We start from the raw sequence: 16,703 nt of genomic DNA on the forward strand, positions 1-16,703 counted from the left end.
AAATCCCTTCCTTATCCCTTTATGGAGCCGATCATAGCCCCTTTAGCAAAGTGCTTTTGCAAGAACGGATACACACACAAGATCGGTAAAGTCGCCACGACGATAACAGCCATCTTGATCGATTGCGCAGGAGGCGGTGTGACACTATCCAAATCCGCACTGACATCCATCCCGCTGGCAAGCACGACAATTTGTCTGAGAAGGACCTGAATCGGCCACTTCGCACTCTCATTTAAGTAAAGAATCGCGCTGAGGTAAGTGTTCCAGTACGTCACAGCGTAAAATAACGAGATGGTTGCGATAGCCGGCATCGATAAAGGCAGCACAATTCGGAACAAAATACCAAAGTCGCTGCAGCCATCGATCTTGGCTGACTCTTCGAGTCCCTCTGGGATGTTTTGAAAGAAATTTTTCAAAATAATTAAATTAAAGGCACTAATCGCAGAAGGAAGAATCAACGACGCGTAGGTATCGATCATCCCCAGTTCCTTCACAACCAGGAAGGTCGGAACCAAGCCGCCGTGAAACAACATCGTAAACACAACAAGAAACATAATGATTTTTCTTCCATCCACGTCTTGACGGGATAAACCGTAGGCCATCAAAGCTGTGATAAACATACTGATGATCGTTCCCGCAAGCGTAGTACCAATCGAAACGCCCATGGCTTTAAAAATCGTATTCGTTGAGAAAATGAATCGATAGGCCTCTATGCTCCAATCCGTCGGAATGATGACAAATTTCTTGGCTGCCATTTCCGCGCTGGTCGTAAACGACCCCGCTACAACATGTACAAAGGGGATAAGCGTAATGAGACCAATAATCGTTAGTAACAAGTAATTGATGATGCCAAACATTCTGCCGCCAATCGTAGTATCTTCAACCATGATTTACACCTCCTAAGAGTTTTGCTTTAGCAAAACTTTCTTCGTAAGCATTTAATAAACGCCCTCTTCGCCCATCTTCTTGGCAATTCGGTTAACTAGCATCACCAGCACAAGTCCAATAAACGATTTGAACAATCCGATAGCAGCACTGTAACTGAACTGCCCTTGTTTTAACCCTGCCGTATATACATAAGTATCAATGATCTCCGCAACATTTCGGTTCATGGAGTTGAGAAGCAAGTAGACATGTTCAAAACCGAGTTCGAGAACCGCACCAATTTTCAAAATTAACAAAACAATGATGACACTTCGAATAGCTGGCAAAGTAATATGCCACATTTGTCTAATCCGTCCTGCACCATCCATACGCGCAGCCTCGTACAACCCAGGATCGATGGAAGCAATCGCCGCCAGATAAATAATCGTGCCCCAACCCGCTTCTCGCCAAATGACCTGAAGAATATAGATCGGTCTAAACCACTCCGGTGCTAATAAGAAATTGATCTTTTCAAATCCGAAAAACTCAATAATATCATTGATAATCCCGCCGTCCATCGTCAGCATAACGAAACTGATCGAAACAATAATAACCCAGGACATAAAGTGTGGCAGATAGACGATCGTTTGAAATGCTTTTTTGAAAAGATCCCCTTTGACCTCATTCAGCATGAGCGCCAGAATGATCGGAATCGGGAAATAAAACAAGAGATTCATGACAAATAAAATTAATGTATTGCTTAAAATAATTAAGAAATCGGGCTCTGTAAACAAACGCCGGAAATGCTCTAAACCAACCCATTCACTCCCGCTAATCCCTTTAAAAGGTTTATAATTCTGAAACGAAATGATCAATCCGTACATAGGAATATATTTGAAAACGAGAAAGTATAAGACTCCCGGCAGCAGCATGACATAGATCCATTTGTTTTTCCAAAGTCGTCTACCCAGCTCACTGCTTTGTTTCCTAGCCATCATACGTTGTGCTACATTCACTTCCTGCATACGACTTCTTCCTTTCCGGGCGATTCATATAAAGGGCGAAAGACTGCTACTGATGACACAGCAGCCTCCCCGCTTTTTAACCGGTGTGATTTACTGCGAACTTCTTATTTTTTATAAACAGCGTTGTATTCTTCGATAATTTTGTTGCCGCCACGACTTTTCCAATCCTCAATAGCCTTGTCAAAACCAGCCTTATCAAGCGTGCCATAGATATATTTGTTCGTTGCATCTTTAATCAAGTCTTGAAGTTGAACGCCCTTCTCCTGGTTCGTTTTTGAATCCAGAGCAGCTGCTGGATCCTGCACAGCGAACTTCAGATTGGCAATCTTGAGTTCATCTGCTTTACCTTGCGCAGGAATCGTAGGAATACCCAAGTATCTGCCGGAAGTATCTTCATCACCAATAGCCGCGTCCGTGAACGGCTTAACTTCGCGTGTCCATTTCTCTTCATCCAGCTTCTTCGCTTTGTTGTCGATTACGCTGTAGTTAACATCTTTAATGCCCCAGTTGGCAACATTGGCAACTTCAGGCGTCATCATTTTGTCAAAGAAGGCCAAGATCTTCTTTAGCTCAGCTTCTGTTTTCGTAGCGGATTTCGGGAACAGAACGACATTCGCATAGCCAGGAAGAGCCCATGCTGCGAATTTACCGCTTGGCCCTGCGACCATACTGTGCACATCTACTACAGCTGTAGGCACGTTCTTAATCAAATCTTTATTGAGAGATGAAACATCTGTCATGGCACCGATGTACATACCCGCTGTACCGTTGGTGAACAGCTTTTGCTGATCCGTTTTACTTGTAGCTGCGAAGTCCTTGTTGATAAGTCCACCATCACGCAGCTTCTTGTAGTAATCCATCGTCGCTACATATTCGGGGAACATGAACTCAGGCTGCAGCTTGCCATCTTTAACGCCCCAATTGTTCGGTACGCCGAACCAAGTGGCAACGGTTTTGAATGATCCGTAAATGAGATCGTTACGATCCGTTAAGCCGATGGTATCCTTTTTGCCATTGCCGTCAGGATCATTTTCAGTAAATGCCTTCATCATGGCAGCCAAATCTTCTGTTGTTGCAGGTGGCTTCAGTCCCAGCTTATCCGCCCAATCTTTCCGGTAGATAAGGCCTTGACGGGCAATGTCTACACCGCGATAGAGTGTGTAAAGCTTGCCATCCACTTTCGTATTGTCATTAGTCGTGGATTTCAATTTACTCAGGTTCGGAAAGTCCTTCAGCAAAGGACCAATTTCCCAGAATTGCCCGTCACGAATGGCTGATTTCATCTGAATAAATGTCGCCTGATTTTTCAGGTAAGTAACTTGCGGCAGTGCGCCTGTAGCGAACGTTGTATTCAGCTTCTCCTCATACGTATCCGCCGGGAAAAATTGATACGTTAGCTTCGTATTTGTTAACTTTTCGAGTTCTTTAATGATTGTATCCGGCGGCGTTTGCGCCGTGTTTAGCGGTGCCATAATCGTGATCGCCGTCGGTTTGTTATCAGCTGTTGCTTTAGGCGACTCCACGCTAGTCGTAGCTGCAGGAGTTGACTTCCCCCCGTCTGAACAAGCTGCCAGCGCAAAGCTGGAGACAAGCAGAACACTAAGTGGAATCGAGACTAATTTTCTCTTCATATTGGTTAGACCTCCGCGAAATTGTTGTGTGCTACAAGTTCCACACTATACGGCCGCAGGGAGGTACCGAAATAATCATTTACTCATCTAGGCCTGGTTTGGCATGAGATGTGAGATGATGATTATCGGTCGGGGAGATGATTATCGTCTCCGGCGACTTTAACGATGAAAATCATCGTCTCAGCCTAAACCGAGCCTCCCTCTGTTGACCTCAACTCCTCCAGCAGCGCACCAAAACACAAAAAAACCGCCGCGCACCAGCGCCAGCGGTTTCCCCTTCCCCATCCTCAACCTCGCCTACCATAGGCCTCATTGTACTCTCTTATCATCTGGCCGCCGCCATTCCGCTTCCAACGCTCAATCTCTTGCTGGAACGCGGCTTTGTCCAGTTTCCCCAAAATGTAATTGTACGTAGCGTCAGACACAATTTTGTACAATTCGACGCCTCGCTCGTCGTAGGTTTTCGACTCCAGACCAACGGTCGGGTCTTTGACGATGTTTTTCTCGTTGTCTAGGCTCAGCCGGTCCGCTAGCTGTGACAAGGACTCGCTCTCCGAGACGCGCATGACCTTCGGATTATTCAGATCGGCAATCATGAGGGCATACAGCGCATTCACCTCATTCACTCGGATCTTGGAGGTTTCCTCCGTGAGTTGAACTTGATCCCCCTTGGCTGTGTAATGACGCCCCTCCAGCCCGTACTTCATCAAGTTGGCTACATCTTTATCCATCGTACGATCAAAAAATTGCAGCACCTGCCTAAGTTCCGCTTCGGTACGAATCGCTTTTTTCGAGAACAGGTAGAGCGCACTATAGTTGGGAATCGACCAAATCCGAAAACCATTCGGGCCTTCGATATGATTGACTAGCGTGAACTTCACCGCCGGGTTGCTCAAATGAGCTTCATCCGAAAGACGCTGCACATCCTGCATGCTGCCAATATAGACGCCTGCAATCCCGCGAATGAGTTTATCGCGCTGAACTTCCTTACTGGTGACTGCGAAGTCGGCATTGATCAGCTTCTCGTCATACAGTTTCTTCATATAGTTCATCGTGTCTACGTAAGCCTGGGTTTCGAACTCAGGTACTAGCTTCCCAGCGCCATCAGTACCCCAATTATTCGGAGTACCTAAATAAGAACTGATCGTTTTGAACGCGCCAAAAACCAAATCATTCCGGTCCGTCAGACCGATGGTATCTGCCTTCCCATTCAGATCAGGATCCCCGAACGTGAAAGCTTTCAGTACCTGATACAGCTCATCCAGATTCGTCGGCTTGGCCAGCTTCAGATTGTTCAGCCAATCCTCACGAATAATAATGCCCTGCCGAGAGGAAGGCCGCTCGGTGTACAAGCCATAGATTTTGCCATCGACAGCTGCCTGACCCAAAATCTCCTTGTTCAGTTGTTTCAGATTCGGGTATTCCGCCAAGTAAGGTCCGATATCCCAGAATGCGCCGGAACGGATCGAATTTTTCATCAGCATGTAGTCCGTATATTTCACATAGGTTGCTTTTTTCAATGAGTTTGTGGTGAGTGCGGTGTTCATTTTATCGGTATATATGCCGTCTGGAACCCAGTTTAGATCAAGCTTCGTTTGTGTGCGATTCTCGATTTCCTGAACCAATTCAGGAATGGGCGGATGCGGAAAGTGCAGCGGTACCATGATCGATATAACGGGACGATTGCCGTTCACATCCTCTGTCTTTTGGGAGCTGCTCTGACAAGCACTAACCAAAACAACCATTAATAGCCCTATCATAAGGAGACCAAAGAGCTTGAAACCTTTGCCGCATAAACTTGTTCTCATGAGTGCTTCCCCCTTATAACAGCAGTGTTTTATAGTCAGAATCGGAGAAAATGATTATCCGTCACTCAGATGATTATTGCTCTTCATGCAAGTCTTGACTACAATACATAGATAGCCCGAATGATCATCCTCAAGATAGATAGGTGTTGGATGCGATGCGCTCTTTAAGTTTCCTTAGCAAAATGACCATATTTGGGTTCCTGCTCAGCACTTTGCCGGTGATCTTCATCGGCGCTTTCGCCTTCGTCACCTCGTCGAGCGAAATTCAAAAGAATGTCAACGAAGGTAAAATGCAGTTAATCACCCAAATCAAATCTAATGTAGAGCAGAAATTAACGACTGTCAACCATACACTTAATCAGGTCATCAACTCTACCGTGCTCAAGAAGGCGATGGATATGCCGCTAACTGTAAACGATTTCATGATGTATGATGACCTGCGCAGCGAAATTCGTTATATGCAATCTTTTGATACCAAGCTGGAAGATGTCATCTTGATCAATGCCAGAGAGAACTGGATGATTAAGAACTCGGGCTTGTACCGCTATAACAGCTACCCTTATTACGATAAGCTTATGAGCCTGATGAACACACAGGAGAACAGCGTTTGGACGCTTAATCCATCCAAGTGGTTTTTCACCGAAGAAAATGCGCGAAGTGTTACCTGTGACTACAGTATTTCTCTGGTTAAAAAGCTGCCCACTACCGGTCTGGAGAAATACGGCCTGGCTCTGGCTAACATTCCTGCCTGCAGCCTGCAGGATTTGATCCAAAACGATACCGAGCATCTGGATGATATCCTGATTATGGATGAACAGAATCGAATTCTCATGCATCCGGATCCAAGCCTCATCGGCAAATCCATCACCGAAGCAGGGCTTGCAAATTTGAAGCAGTTAGAGGCGCCAATGGGTCAATTCTCAGCGAGTATTAACGAGAAGCCTTACTCAGTCTCCTTCCTGCGCTCCAACCTCAACAACTGGACCTATTTATCCCTAACCTCCATCGACAGTTTGACAAAGGAATCCAGTAAAATCGGGACCTATACGATCTATGTATGCGTCCTGATGCTGCTCCTCTCCATGGTTTTAGCTTGGCTAGGTTCGCGTAAAATGTATTCGCCGATCCAGCTTCTTTTGAACCAAATCGGCGGGCTTGTGACCGTCAATCAGAAGCGGAAGGCCAACGAGTTCCAGATGATCAGCGAGCATGTCCATACCTTGTTCCAATCGAAGTCCCAACTGGAAAGAGAAGTCCACCAGCATATCGGCCAGGTACGGACGTTTTTCCTAATCAAGGCTTTTCAAGGACATATCAAACAGAGCGAGCTGCTGGAGAAGCTGGCGCAATTCGGCTATAACAGGCACATTGAAGAGTGGAAAACGATGTCTGTAATCACGATGCAGATCGATTCTATCGACAATACGCGTTACGAAAAACGAGATATGGAGCTGCTGCTCTTCGCTGTGCATAATATGATCGAGGAACTGATTCCCTCGCAGCAGCGTCTCGCACCTATCATTATTGACCAAACCGTGGTCACCTTGATCGGAAGTGCCGATAACGAAGAAGCTGCTTTTCGCAATACCGTTTATGCATTAACCGAGCAGATGCAGCAGCATATCTATAGCTACCTGAATCTCCATGTTAGCATCGGAATGAGCCTCCCAATTCATGCTTTCTCGCAGATGGCGATGGCCTATCGGGAAGGTCTAGAGGCTTTGAAGCATCGCATCAAGCTGGGTGAGGGCATCATCATTCAATATGAAAATATTAACTCAGGGAAGCATTACTTGAATTTAAACTATCCGAAGCCGATCGAAAATGAATTGATGGATACGATCAAGCTAGCCGAAAAGGATAAGTCCAAAGAGCTGCTGAAGCAGCTGCTGCAAGCGGTATTCGCAGCTCCGCTGACGCCGCAGGAGTATCAAATCCCTCTGGCACGGCTGCTCAACAACCTGCTCATGGTGATGCAGGAATCCGGAATCGGCTTGAATCAGATCCATCCGAACAAAGGGTCCCTTTTCGAGGAGCTCCTGAGTTTGCATATGGCAGCCGAAATCGAGGACTGGTTCTGGACAGAAGTCATTCACCCGCTGATTCGCATTTATCGCGACCGGCAGGATGCCCAGTACCACAACATCTCCGAGAAGATTATTGATCTTGTGCAGCACTACTACGATACTGACCTGACGCTTGAAGAATGTGCCTCCCGGCTGCATTATAACGCGAATTATTTGAGCAGTATTTTCCGCAAAGAAACGAACTGTTCCTTCAGTGACTACTTATCGACCTACCGGTTCAATATGGCTAAGAAATGGCTGTCCGAAACCGATATGCCAATCAAAGATATCTCTTCCAAGCTGCGCTATAACAATTCGCAAAACTTCATCCGTTCGTTCCGCAAGCAAGAAGGATTAACCCCCGGCCAGTATCGGGACAAAAAGAAAGAAGGCTCGGCACCTAGCAGATAGGTTCCTTGCCTTCCTTGCTTATCCCTAATCCTAGCAACCAAATGCTAGGTTGTCGGTTTTACGGCAGCTTTGAGTGCCGCACGATTATCCCATAAAAACGATACAACACTGTTACGTTCTTCAAAGAACGATTCTTGCTCATCTTCATAGTCTTGGCCAAGTCCATGAACGCTGAAACGGTCATCGGAGTAGTTCATCAAAGTCCATTGCCCTCCGCGTTTGTTGTCAGCAAACACAAGGTAGAGTTTCTCTCCTGAAGCGTCCCATTTTGCAAACGTAGAAAAGTTATCCAAAATCGCTCCAATGTCATTTTTCTTTTTGATTTCCATGATCGTATCCTCTCTTTCATTTATTGTTAGGCAAGTTTACTCAAAAGCACAGTTTCCATTTCCTTTTCCTGAAGCTTGGTTTTCCACTCCATTTTATGTTGTGAAACGGTTAAAAATATGTGCTTATAGCCTTCTGATATCGTCAAAACTGGTTTACCGTATACAAGTGACTGAGGCATATGGTAGTTGGCTTGTTCGACGTCTTTCATAGGGTCATTCTGTTTCCTTAGGATAATAAGCAGTTGCATACGACCAAACACCCTAAATTGATTACAGCACTCTGTATGATCCACATCATACCAATCCAATTTTTCAACTTCTTGAACCATAAAAACGTTGGAGTCCCCTAACTCATTCTCTAGCGTAATTTCATTAAGCTGGATGTTGGTTTCGTTTAATTCGTATGCAACCTGTTCTAAGGCTTGCTTTTTCGTTTGGGCTTGAATGAGGTATGAAATGTTGGCCTGAAAGGTTGCCTCTGCGATATAGTCTTCTTGTTCCATTTCCCCTTTGATATCTCCTTTGAATTCATGATGTTTTGTGTTCTATGGACAAGAAAATACTATAAGAAAATGGATAAAAAGGTTGTCATACTCTCGGGGTGGATTTTAGGAACCTTTGTCGAATAAAATTTTGCCGATATAAAAAAGAGGGCACGCCCATGTAAGGTGGCCGTGAACGCTTGCGCCAGCAAGCTTCTTCATCACGTCTATGCCATCCTCACTACAGGCGAGCCCTTTCTCATTAACGATGTTAAAAATTAAATCCCAGCCGCCGCATACACTTTGTCGAAGCCGGCTTTGGAACGCTGAACTAAGCTCTCAGGGGATTCTGTTGGCGGCGCTGCCGTCAATATTTCCTGAGAGACAGCCCCCTTATAACCAATACGCTGCAACCCTTGCAGGAAGCCTGCCAAGTCGATTACACCCTCACCTGGATATAAACGTGCGTTATCCAACACTTCCTCCACAGGAACGTCTGGTGCGTCGTTGATGTGGACATGCACGATCTGCTCGGCGCGAAGCTTCTCAATATCGGCCACTGTTAGCTCGTTCGTGTACCAATGGTACGCGTCGAACAATAAGCCGACATTGCTCTCGCCAATGGCGTCAATCCAATCCAGCGTCTCATCCAGCGTCCAGATGAACGGATGCTTCCAACGGGTACGCAGATGATGCGGACCCACGAACTCTAGTCCAAGACGGATGCCGTAGGCGCCTAGGATTTGAGCACAAGTACGCAGTCTGCGTGTGGCTAACGCCATGAAATGCGCAGCGCCCAAATCTGTTGAAGGTAACACGTACGTGCAGCAGCTTCTACATCCAAGCGCAGCAGCGGCGGCGGCTGCCTGCGTCAGCTTCGGCAAGTCTGCGCGGAAAGTTTCTTCCGTCCCTCGCCATTCAACCGGCAAACCGATGGAACCAATGATGAGACCATGTTTATTGAGCAGCTCACGTGCCCCATCTACACTGTAGCTCTCTACTAAACCAAGCGCGTCGATGTCGACGGCCCCGAAGCCATATTTTGCAGCCAACTCTATGAATTGTTCATTACTTTCAAGCTTGCCGAGTCCAGCACCTGTTAATCCTCTAAGCATGTTAATCCCTCCAAGTGTGATGTTATTCGTTCCAATTCAGCTTCACTTCATTCCCAGTTCGTGAAGATTCGTAAATGGCATCGAGAATTAAATTGTTCGTATAGCCGGAGAGTGCCGATGTAATCGGTTGTTTGCCTTCGCGAATGCAATCTAGGAAATGGCGGCTGAGGCGCAGACGTTCACCTTCATCATCATCCGGTTTCTTCAGATCGGTCTCGATCGCTTTGTTAAACTTCTCCGTTAACAGCTTACCGTTAGCCCCGCGATAGCTCGCTCCGCCATCTGTTCCCATCAGGTGAACGAACGGCGTATTGTCCGTATCCATATGCACAGCCCAGCTTACTTCCAGCGTCAGCGTGCTGCCATCTTCCATGCGAATCAAAGCAGTTGCCAAATCTTCAACGTCGTACGTACCGTTCCAGTTCGGCGTACCCCATGTACCGATTCCTTTGCGGCGAGGCCCGAATTCGGCATATGTAGCGCCCGATACCGAAACCGGCTTCGGATTCCCCATCAAGTAGAGGGCAAGATCCAGCATATGAACGCCAATATCAATCAGCGGGCCTCCGCCTGACTCCTCCATTTTCGTAAACCAAGTGCCCCAACCGGGAATACCCTTGCGGCGGAACCAACCTGTTTTCGCTGTATAAATTTTACCGAGCTCACCAGCATCGACCTGCTCCTTGATCTGAAGCGGCACGGATTCCCAGCGCATTTGGTGACCAATCATAACGACTTTATCCGATGCTTGACTAGCCTTGTAAATTTGTTTGGCCGCTTCCGCATTGATACCCATTGGCTTCTCAATCAGCACATGCTTGCCTGCTTCAATCGCTTGTACGGCAAGCGAAGCATGGTGCATATTAGGCACGCCGATAATGACAGCATCTACATTTGCACTTTGTATAAGTTCTTCAGGGGTTGCTGGCACGTAAGCAATACCGTGTTCCTGTGCGCGCGCTTCCGCAAGTGGCAGATAGGTATCCGTAATCGCCGTAATTTCACATAAATTACCTAGCTTCGAAAATTCACGAATGTGAACCCCGCCAATATTCCCCGCTCCAATAATACCTACTCTAATTTTGTTAACGCTTCCCACTGTTCGTTCCTCCTCATATGCACATCCTGTTCGATCTCCTTTTATGGTAAAATAAGTGCAGCAAGAAGTCGTACCGTTATTTCGGAAAACGTCCCATTTTTTCGAAGGAGATCAGCCTCACTATGACGTACTTTCCCGATTATCTAAAAACGTATCCTAATATGGAATCGTCTTTCCCTTTCCACTTCAGCAGGAATACGCTTGACCGCGGCTTTCGGGCACATCGCCATGATTACTTAGAGTTCTCTTATGTCGTTCATGGCCGAGGAGCAGAAACCATAAACGATGTGAAACATATAATGACACCAGGCACCTTTACGTTCGTACTGCCCTATCAGGTGCATGAAATTTTCACAGATCCGGGAGAGCATCTAGTCCTGTTCAACTGCTCGTTCAGCATGGACCTGCTTATGGAGCCAGGGAACGATCAGGGCTTGTCTGGCCTGTTTAATGATACGAATACCTTGCCGGGCTATGTCCAGCTGAGTGGGCAAGATCAACAGCAAATGAGTGCTCTCATTGAAGATATGTACAAAGAGTACAACGCGAACGAACGCTACAGGCAAACGCTGCTGAAAGCGAGATTGAAGGAAATCCTTGTTCGGTTCGATCGTTATCGTTGGAAACAAGCGGGGCAGGCTGAGGTTACGGCCATCACGCCACTCTCTGGGGCCAAAACGAGTCCTTCCGTGTGGCCCATCATTCACTACATCCACCGGAACTATCAAGAGGATCTGGCCTTATCTGACCTCGCGACACGGTTCACGATGAGTGTATCCCGCATTAGCGAGGTCATTAAACAAACGACCGGCCAAACGTTCGTTCATTTCCTGCATGATCTGCGCCTGCGCCATGCGTGCAGCCTGCTTGTATCCACCGACATGAGCGTGACGGAGATTGCCTTGGAAGTCGGGTACGGTTCTTATAAGACATTTTCCCGCATTTTTCGGGAAAGCAAAGGCATCGTGCCGAAGGACTATCGCAAAGCCGAGTATGGTCGACGAGTGACGCAAGGATAAACCGTCGACAAGCCCGCTGAGAAGCCGGAAACGGCCTTCTCAGTCCTGGGCCAAGACCTCACACGCCGTAGTCGGCAGCTGAGAGGTCTTTTTTGTCGTACATTCAAGTGTTCATTACTCCGCCTTTTACTTAGCACATTATGAATCTACTTTGCATCTTATATAAAGAATCTAGTTTAGAAGCGAGGTGATCAGAATGGCTCGTGCAAAAGCTGTTTTACAGCCGGATTTAATATTGATCAGTTGGACAAGAAACCCTCTTCGCCCAGGCTCAGCACGCAGGATTATTGCTGCTCGTGTTATTGGAAGTGCTCAACCCTGCAGATTTACGTTGGTTCCCAATGGATTACTTATCAATGCCTTAAACTGCTTATTAGACCATGACATTGGTTTTAAAATCGTGTTCCAGAAAAAAACGTCAAGTTTTAGTGGATATTTGGTGTTACAACGCAATCGATAATTGGCTACAAGGATAAACGACTACGTCTTCCTTCTAGGACGAACGCGTTTGTCAAGGTAGACGCGAAGAAAAAATATAAAACTTATACTCTCTCTCTTATCTACTGAAAAAGCCTGCATAAGTGCAGGCTTTTTCAATCGAATGCGACGATTAGGGAAGAATTCCTGCAAATATACAGTATTATTGCAGCATTTCTGCTTATACCTGAGAAGTAGCTGCGAAAAAGTGTATTTTTGCAGGCATTTTATTTACCGAACTAAATAAGGGGTAAAAAGGATGTATAAATGCAGCCATTCTGCAAAAGCTGATTTGCGCTTCGTTGAAGTTCGAGTCGCACGACGTTTTTGCCTGCTGCCCCTGTGACAGCGGTAAACCAATCCTTCGTACAGAGCGACTAGCGTTCGAATGGCAGTTCGGTGATTGATGCCTAAATGAGTCACTACATCAATAGAACGCAACGGACGAGCGAGTCTGTATAGGCGGACCCAGTCGGGACGAGACGAACGGTTTCCCCTCTCCGACACGCTGCTCGAAGCAGTCTTTATCTTATCCCCTAATCGACTTTCATCGTTAGGTGAATTGAAGAAGCTGACAAGGACAAACGACTTCGTCGTCCTTCTAGGACGACGCGTTCGTCAAGGTAGATGCGAAGCAACAGTATAAAACTTATACTCTCTTATCTACTTAAATAGACAGAAAGATCCACAACAATGGGTTGTGGATCTTTCTCCTGTTCCTTATACTACCGATAGAAATATCTTTATACTGCCATCTTGAGAGTAAAATTCAAAATCGGTTTCATACGCTCTATTAATATCACTTTTCCAGATATCCACCCATGCATGAAAGACGCCTTGCGGATCCGTATTATCTACTTCTACAACATGGTAGTTTCCTGCTAGAATTAGGACACTGCTTTCATCAATAAATTTTTCTTCCGAACCAATGTGCAAATCATAATCACCTGTAAAATCACTAGAATAATTATTATAAACAGCATAGATATCACCTTTTACATTTAAACGAAGAAACTCTTCCCATAGATCAAGGATTTGGTCTGTATGTTGATTATTTGTTCTTATTTTCTTGCCATAAATAAATTTTTCAGTCACTGCTGCATACATGTATATTTCCTCCAATTCGTTTTCATATAGAAAATATAACATTCATAATATGACAACAGTCTGTCAGCATTCGCAAATAAATTTAATTTCATTCTGATATTCATTTTTAAGCCATAGTGGAGATAATATCTTTATATGCCTGCCAAACATGAGTAGGAATGGCAATATATTTTTAGCGCTGTCATAATGAAAGATTACCTTTAAGCTCCCATCTTCAAGTACCGATATTTCATCATCCGTAAAAAAATCGTACAACTTACCAAGTTCACTTTTTGAAAACAGTAATACAATCTTCTCTACTTTAACGGACTTTGCGGTCAAGTCTTCCGTTGCCTCCGTATAAGCAGTTCGAGTATTGTCATATATGACTCCTATTCATAAAATTTAATTTTAATGGTTGAATGATTCGATTAGATATAATCGCTGTTTGGGAGACATAGTGAATACAAATTTTATTCCCCTCATCAATGATCGAGAGTACTTTTTTTATCTTCACTTTGGTTTCCTCTTCAATCGTTTCTAAATTCACCCGCTAGTTCATCAGCTGAAATTAATTTTTTCTTTAATAAATAGATAAGTATGGAGAACATTCTCGCTGTTTTCATGGGCACCATCCTTGTTTGATCAAATTACCACATTGCCTAAATAATTCATACATTTTCTTATATAAGAAGGAGCTGCATGACTTGGACTTACTGTTCAAAGAGACCAGCAACAACCACGAAATATCGGTATATGACACGCCAGAACTTTATGGGGAAAAAGGAAACTTCCGAGTATTAGAGTTTTCCAATAAGGCTATACAAGGTGCGATGGATTTGAATCATCCCGAACGAATCCTTTTTGAATATCCGCGTGCGATTATCCATTTAATGGATTTTAACACCCCATCTTTCGAGGATGTATTTGTCATTGGGCACGGAATCGGAACGATTGCAGGGCATTATTCGGAGAAACGATTTAAAGTAGCGGAGCTCGATGATAGGGTTGTGGAGTTAAGCAAGCGTTATTTTGGATACCGCAAGGAGAATGTAAATATTGGTGATGGACGCCAAATTCTTGAGTGTGAAGACCCGCAGACGTACGATTATATTATTTTAGACGCCTTTACGGAGAAGGGTACTCCTCTGCATTTAACGTCCAGGGAATTTTTCAGGATAACGAAGGAAAAACTCGATTCGCAGGGGTCTATCATCATGAATCTAATAGGCAAAGGTGAGAATGATCAGCTTCTAAACGCTATTCATACGACGCTTAGCGAGGAATATGCTTATATCAAATCGTTTGCCCTGCCATCTGAGGGTGCCGCGGACGTCCTAAATATCCTTATTATGGGCAGAAATAAGCCTATCGGATTTCAAACGCGCCACATGGCGGGTTTCACTGAGATTGAGCTTGGACAAGGTTATGTTATTAGGGACAGCAGTCCAAAGTGATAACGGATAAGTGCTGGAATATGCGCTTAACCTGAAGCGCCCGAACAATTAAGCGTGAAAATGCGCTTACAGCGATAGCTCTGCGAGCCGAAGCACGGCCGCCGGGTCCGAGAAGCCGGGACATGCACTAGCTGCTCTAAATCGGGATGGTCTTTTTTGGTGTTGTTCGTTACCTATCATTTATAATAAAATAGGAATAAAGAAAGAATAGATCAAAAGAAAAGGTGTCAATTCATGAGCATATTAAACGTAGAACGATTAAGTCACGGCTTTGGAGACCGCGCCATCTTCAACGATGTATCCTTCCGCCTACTCAAGGGCGAGCACATCGGACTCATTGGCGCTAACGGTGAAGGAAAGTCCACCTTCATGAACATTATTACAGGTAAGCTCCAGCCGGATGACGGCAAGGTCGAATGGTCCAAACGTATGCGCGTTGGTTACTTGGATCAACATGCCGTACTGAACAAGGGACTTTCGATCCGTGACATCTTAAAGGGAGCCTTTCAATATCTGTTCGACATGGAACAGGAAATGAACGATATGTACGCCAAGATGGGCGACGTAACGCCAGAAGAGCTTGAGCAAATGCTTGAAGATGTTGGAACGATTCAGGATACACTGACGAATCAAGATTTTTACATGATCGATGCCAAGATCGAAGAAACCGCTCGTGGACTTGGTCTTACGGATATTGGATTGGATAAGGACGTCAATGATTTAAGCGGTGGGCAGCGAACGAAAGTATTGCTTGCGAAGCTTTTGCTCGAAAAACCGGACATTCTGCTCCTCGACGAGCCGACGAACTATCTCGATGAACAGCATATCGAATGGCTGAAACGCTACCTGCAAGAGTATGAGAATGCCTTCATTCTCATCTCACATGACATTCCGTTCCTTAACAGCGTTATCAACCTGATTTATCATATGGAAAATCAAGCCTTAAACCGCTATGTTGGCGATTACGAGCATTTCCAGCAGGTTCACGAAATGAGAAAGTCCCAGCTTGAATCCGCATATAAGCGTCAACAGCAGGAAATTTCTGAACTGAAGGACTTCGTTGCCCGTAACAAAGCGAGTGTCGCGACACGCAATATGGCGATGTCTCGGCAAAAGAAGCTGGACAAAATGGAAGTCATCGAGCTGGGCAGAGAAAAACCGAAGCCGCAGTTTAATTTCAAGGAAGGTAGAACGGCTGGTAAGCTGATTTTTGAGGCGACAGATCTCGTCATCGGTTACGAAGATCCCTTATCCAGACCGCTCAACCTTCGCATGGAGCGAGGTCAGAAGATCGCGCTTGTAGGGGCAAACGGAATCGGTAAAACAACCTTGCTGCGCAGTATTTTAGGTGAAATCAAGTCGCTGTCCGGATCTGTACAAAAAGGCGATAACCTCCAAATTGGTTACTTCCAACAGGAGATCAAGGATTCCAATAACAACACCTGTATTGAAGAAGTGTGGAATGAGTTCCCCTCGTTCTCACAATTCGAAGTACGCGCGGCGTTAGCCAAATGCGGTCTCACAACCAAGCATATCGAGAGTAAAGTAGTGGTACTCAGCGGTGGGGAGAAAGCAAAGGTTAGGCTTTGCAAGCTGATCAACCGCGAAACGAACCTCCTCGTGCTCGATGAGCCGACGAACCACTTGGATGTCGATGCGAAAGATGAGCTGAAGCGTGCTCTCCAGGCGTACAAAGGCAGCATCCTGCTGATTTCCCATGAACCGGACTTTTATCGGGATGTCGTAACTGAAACATGGAACTGTGAATCTTGGACGACGAAAGTGTTTTAAACTGTAACTAAGGAGCTTATCTAATCGCTTGCGATTAGGTAAG

General features: G+C 45.5%; 15 protein-coding genes. 5 read left to right on the plus strand and 10 right to left on the minus strand.

What is annotated here, in order from left to right:
- Positions 1 to 11 precede the first annotated feature (11 nt).
- The 4 genes from ASG93_RS04010 to ASG93_RS04025 all read right to left on the minus strand — a co-directional run bounded on the left by ASG93_RS04010 (position 12) and on the right by ASG93_RS04025 (position 5,328).
- Positions 12 to 887, minus strand: a complete 876-nt coding sequence (locus ASG93_RS04010; protein ID WP_056829020.1) for a carbohydrate ABC transporter permease — start codon at positions 885 to 887, stop codon at positions 12 to 14.
- 51 nt (positions 888 to 938) lie between these two features.
- Positions 939 to 1,889: an ABC transporter permease gene (locus ASG93_RS04015; RefSeq protein ID WP_056829022.1), complete on the minus strand. Its 951-nt coding sequence runs from the start codon at positions 1,887 to 1,889 to the stop codon at positions 939 to 941.
- Between the two features lie 104 nt (positions 1,890 to 1,993).
- Complete coding sequence (locus tag ASG93_RS04020; protein ID WP_056829023.1) at positions 1,994 to 3,520, minus strand: extracellular solute-binding protein; 1,527 nt, start codon at positions 3,518 to 3,520, stop codon at positions 1,994 to 1,996.
- Between the two features lie 287 nt (positions 3,521 to 3,807).
- Complete coding sequence (locus ASG93_RS04025) at positions 3,808 to 5,328, minus strand: extracellular solute-binding protein (RefSeq protein ID WP_056829024.1); 1,521 nt, start codon at positions 5,326 to 5,328, stop codon at positions 3,808 to 3,810.
- 155 nt (positions 5,329 to 5,483) lie between these two features.
- Between ASG93_RS04025 and ASG93_RS04030 the strand changes: the two genes are divergently transcribed.
- On the plus strand, positions 5,484 to 7,805 hold the full coding sequence (locus tag ASG93_RS04030) for an AraC family transcriptional regulator (protein WP_056829026.1): 2,322 nt from the start codon (positions 5,484 to 5,486) through the stop codon (positions 7,803 to 7,805).
- A 44-nt stretch (positions 7,806 to 7,849) separates the two neighbouring features.
- Here the strand turns inward: ASG93_RS04030 and ASG93_RS04035 are convergent, their stop codons facing one another.
- From ASG93_RS04035 to ASG93_RS04050, 4 genes are all read right to left on the minus strand, one after another.
- Positions 7,850 to 8,134 carry a hypothetical protein gene (locus tag ASG93_RS04035; RefSeq protein ID WP_047683294.1) on the minus strand — a complete coding sequence of 95 codons (285 nt, stop codon included), beginning with the start codon at positions 8,132 to 8,134 and terminating at the stop codon, positions 7,850 to 7,852.
- Between the two features lie 26 nt (positions 8,135 to 8,160).
- Positions 8,161 to 8,637: a hypothetical protein gene (locus ASG93_RS04040; protein ID WP_056829028.1), complete on the minus strand. Its 477-nt coding sequence runs from the start codon at positions 8,635 to 8,637 to the stop codon at positions 8,161 to 8,163.
- Between the two features lie 257 nt (positions 8,638 to 8,894).
- On the minus strand, positions 8,895 to 9,731 hold the full coding sequence (locus ASG93_RS04045) for a sugar phosphate isomerase/epimerase family protein (RefSeq protein WP_056829030.1): 837 nt from the start codon (positions 9,729 to 9,731) through the stop codon (positions 8,895 to 8,897).
- Between the two features lie 22 nt (positions 9,732 to 9,753).
- A complete protein-coding gene (locus ASG93_RS04050) occupies positions 9,754 to 10,830 on the minus strand; it encodes a Gfo/Idh/MocA family protein (protein ID WP_056829032.1) in 1,077 nt (358 codons plus the stop codon).
- A gap of 122 nt (positions 10,831 to 10,952) precedes the next feature.
- Between ASG93_RS04050 and ASG93_RS04055 the strand changes: the two genes are divergently transcribed.
- A complete protein-coding gene (locus tag ASG93_RS04055; protein ID WP_056829034.1) occupies positions 10,953 to 11,849 on the plus strand; it encodes an AraC family transcriptional regulator in 897 nt (298 codons plus the stop codon).
- A 196-nt stretch (positions 11,850 to 12,045) separates the two neighbouring features.
- Entirely contained in the window at positions 12,046 to 12,309 is a 264-nt protein-coding gene (locus tag ASG93_RS33820; protein WP_057303991.1) for a hypothetical protein, read from the plus strand.
- A 737-nt stretch (positions 12,310 to 13,046) separates the two neighbouring features.
- On the opposite strand, the gene ASG93_RS04060 is transcribed toward ASG93_RS33820, so the two are convergent.
- The gene (locus tag ASG93_RS04060) at positions 13,047 to 13,433 is read right to left on the minus strand and encodes a GyrI-like domain-containing protein (RefSeq protein ID WP_056829036.1); all 387 of its coding nucleotides are present in this window, start codon (positions 13,431 to 13,433) and stop codon (positions 13,047 to 13,049) included.
- Between the two features lie 63 nt (positions 13,434 to 13,496).
- Positions 13,497 to 13,754: a WYL domain-containing protein gene (locus ASG93_RS36150; RefSeq protein ID WP_056829038.1), complete on the minus strand. Its 258-nt coding sequence runs from the start codon at positions 13,752 to 13,754 to the stop codon at positions 13,497 to 13,499.
- 365 nt (positions 13,755 to 14,119) lie between these two features.
- Between ASG93_RS36150 and ASG93_RS04070 the strand changes: the two genes are divergently transcribed.
- Entirely contained in the window at positions 14,120 to 14,869 is a 750-nt protein-coding gene (locus ASG93_RS04070; RefSeq protein WP_056829040.1) for a spermidine synthase, read from the plus strand.
- A 234-nt stretch (positions 14,870 to 15,103) separates the two neighbouring features.
- Positions 15,104 to 16,660 carry an ABC-F family ATP-binding cassette domain-containing protein gene (locus ASG93_RS04075; protein ID WP_029195725.1) on the plus strand — a complete coding sequence of 519 codons (1,557 nt, stop codon included), beginning with the start codon at positions 15,104 to 15,106 and terminating at the stop codon, positions 16,658 to 16,660.
- The last annotated feature ends 43 nt before the right edge of the window (positions 16,661 to 16,703 follow it).

It is taken from the genome of Paenibacillus sp. Soil787 (assembly GCF_001429545.1).
Lineage (GTDB): Bacteria > Bacillota > Bacilli > Paenibacillales > NBRC-103111 > Paenibacillus_E.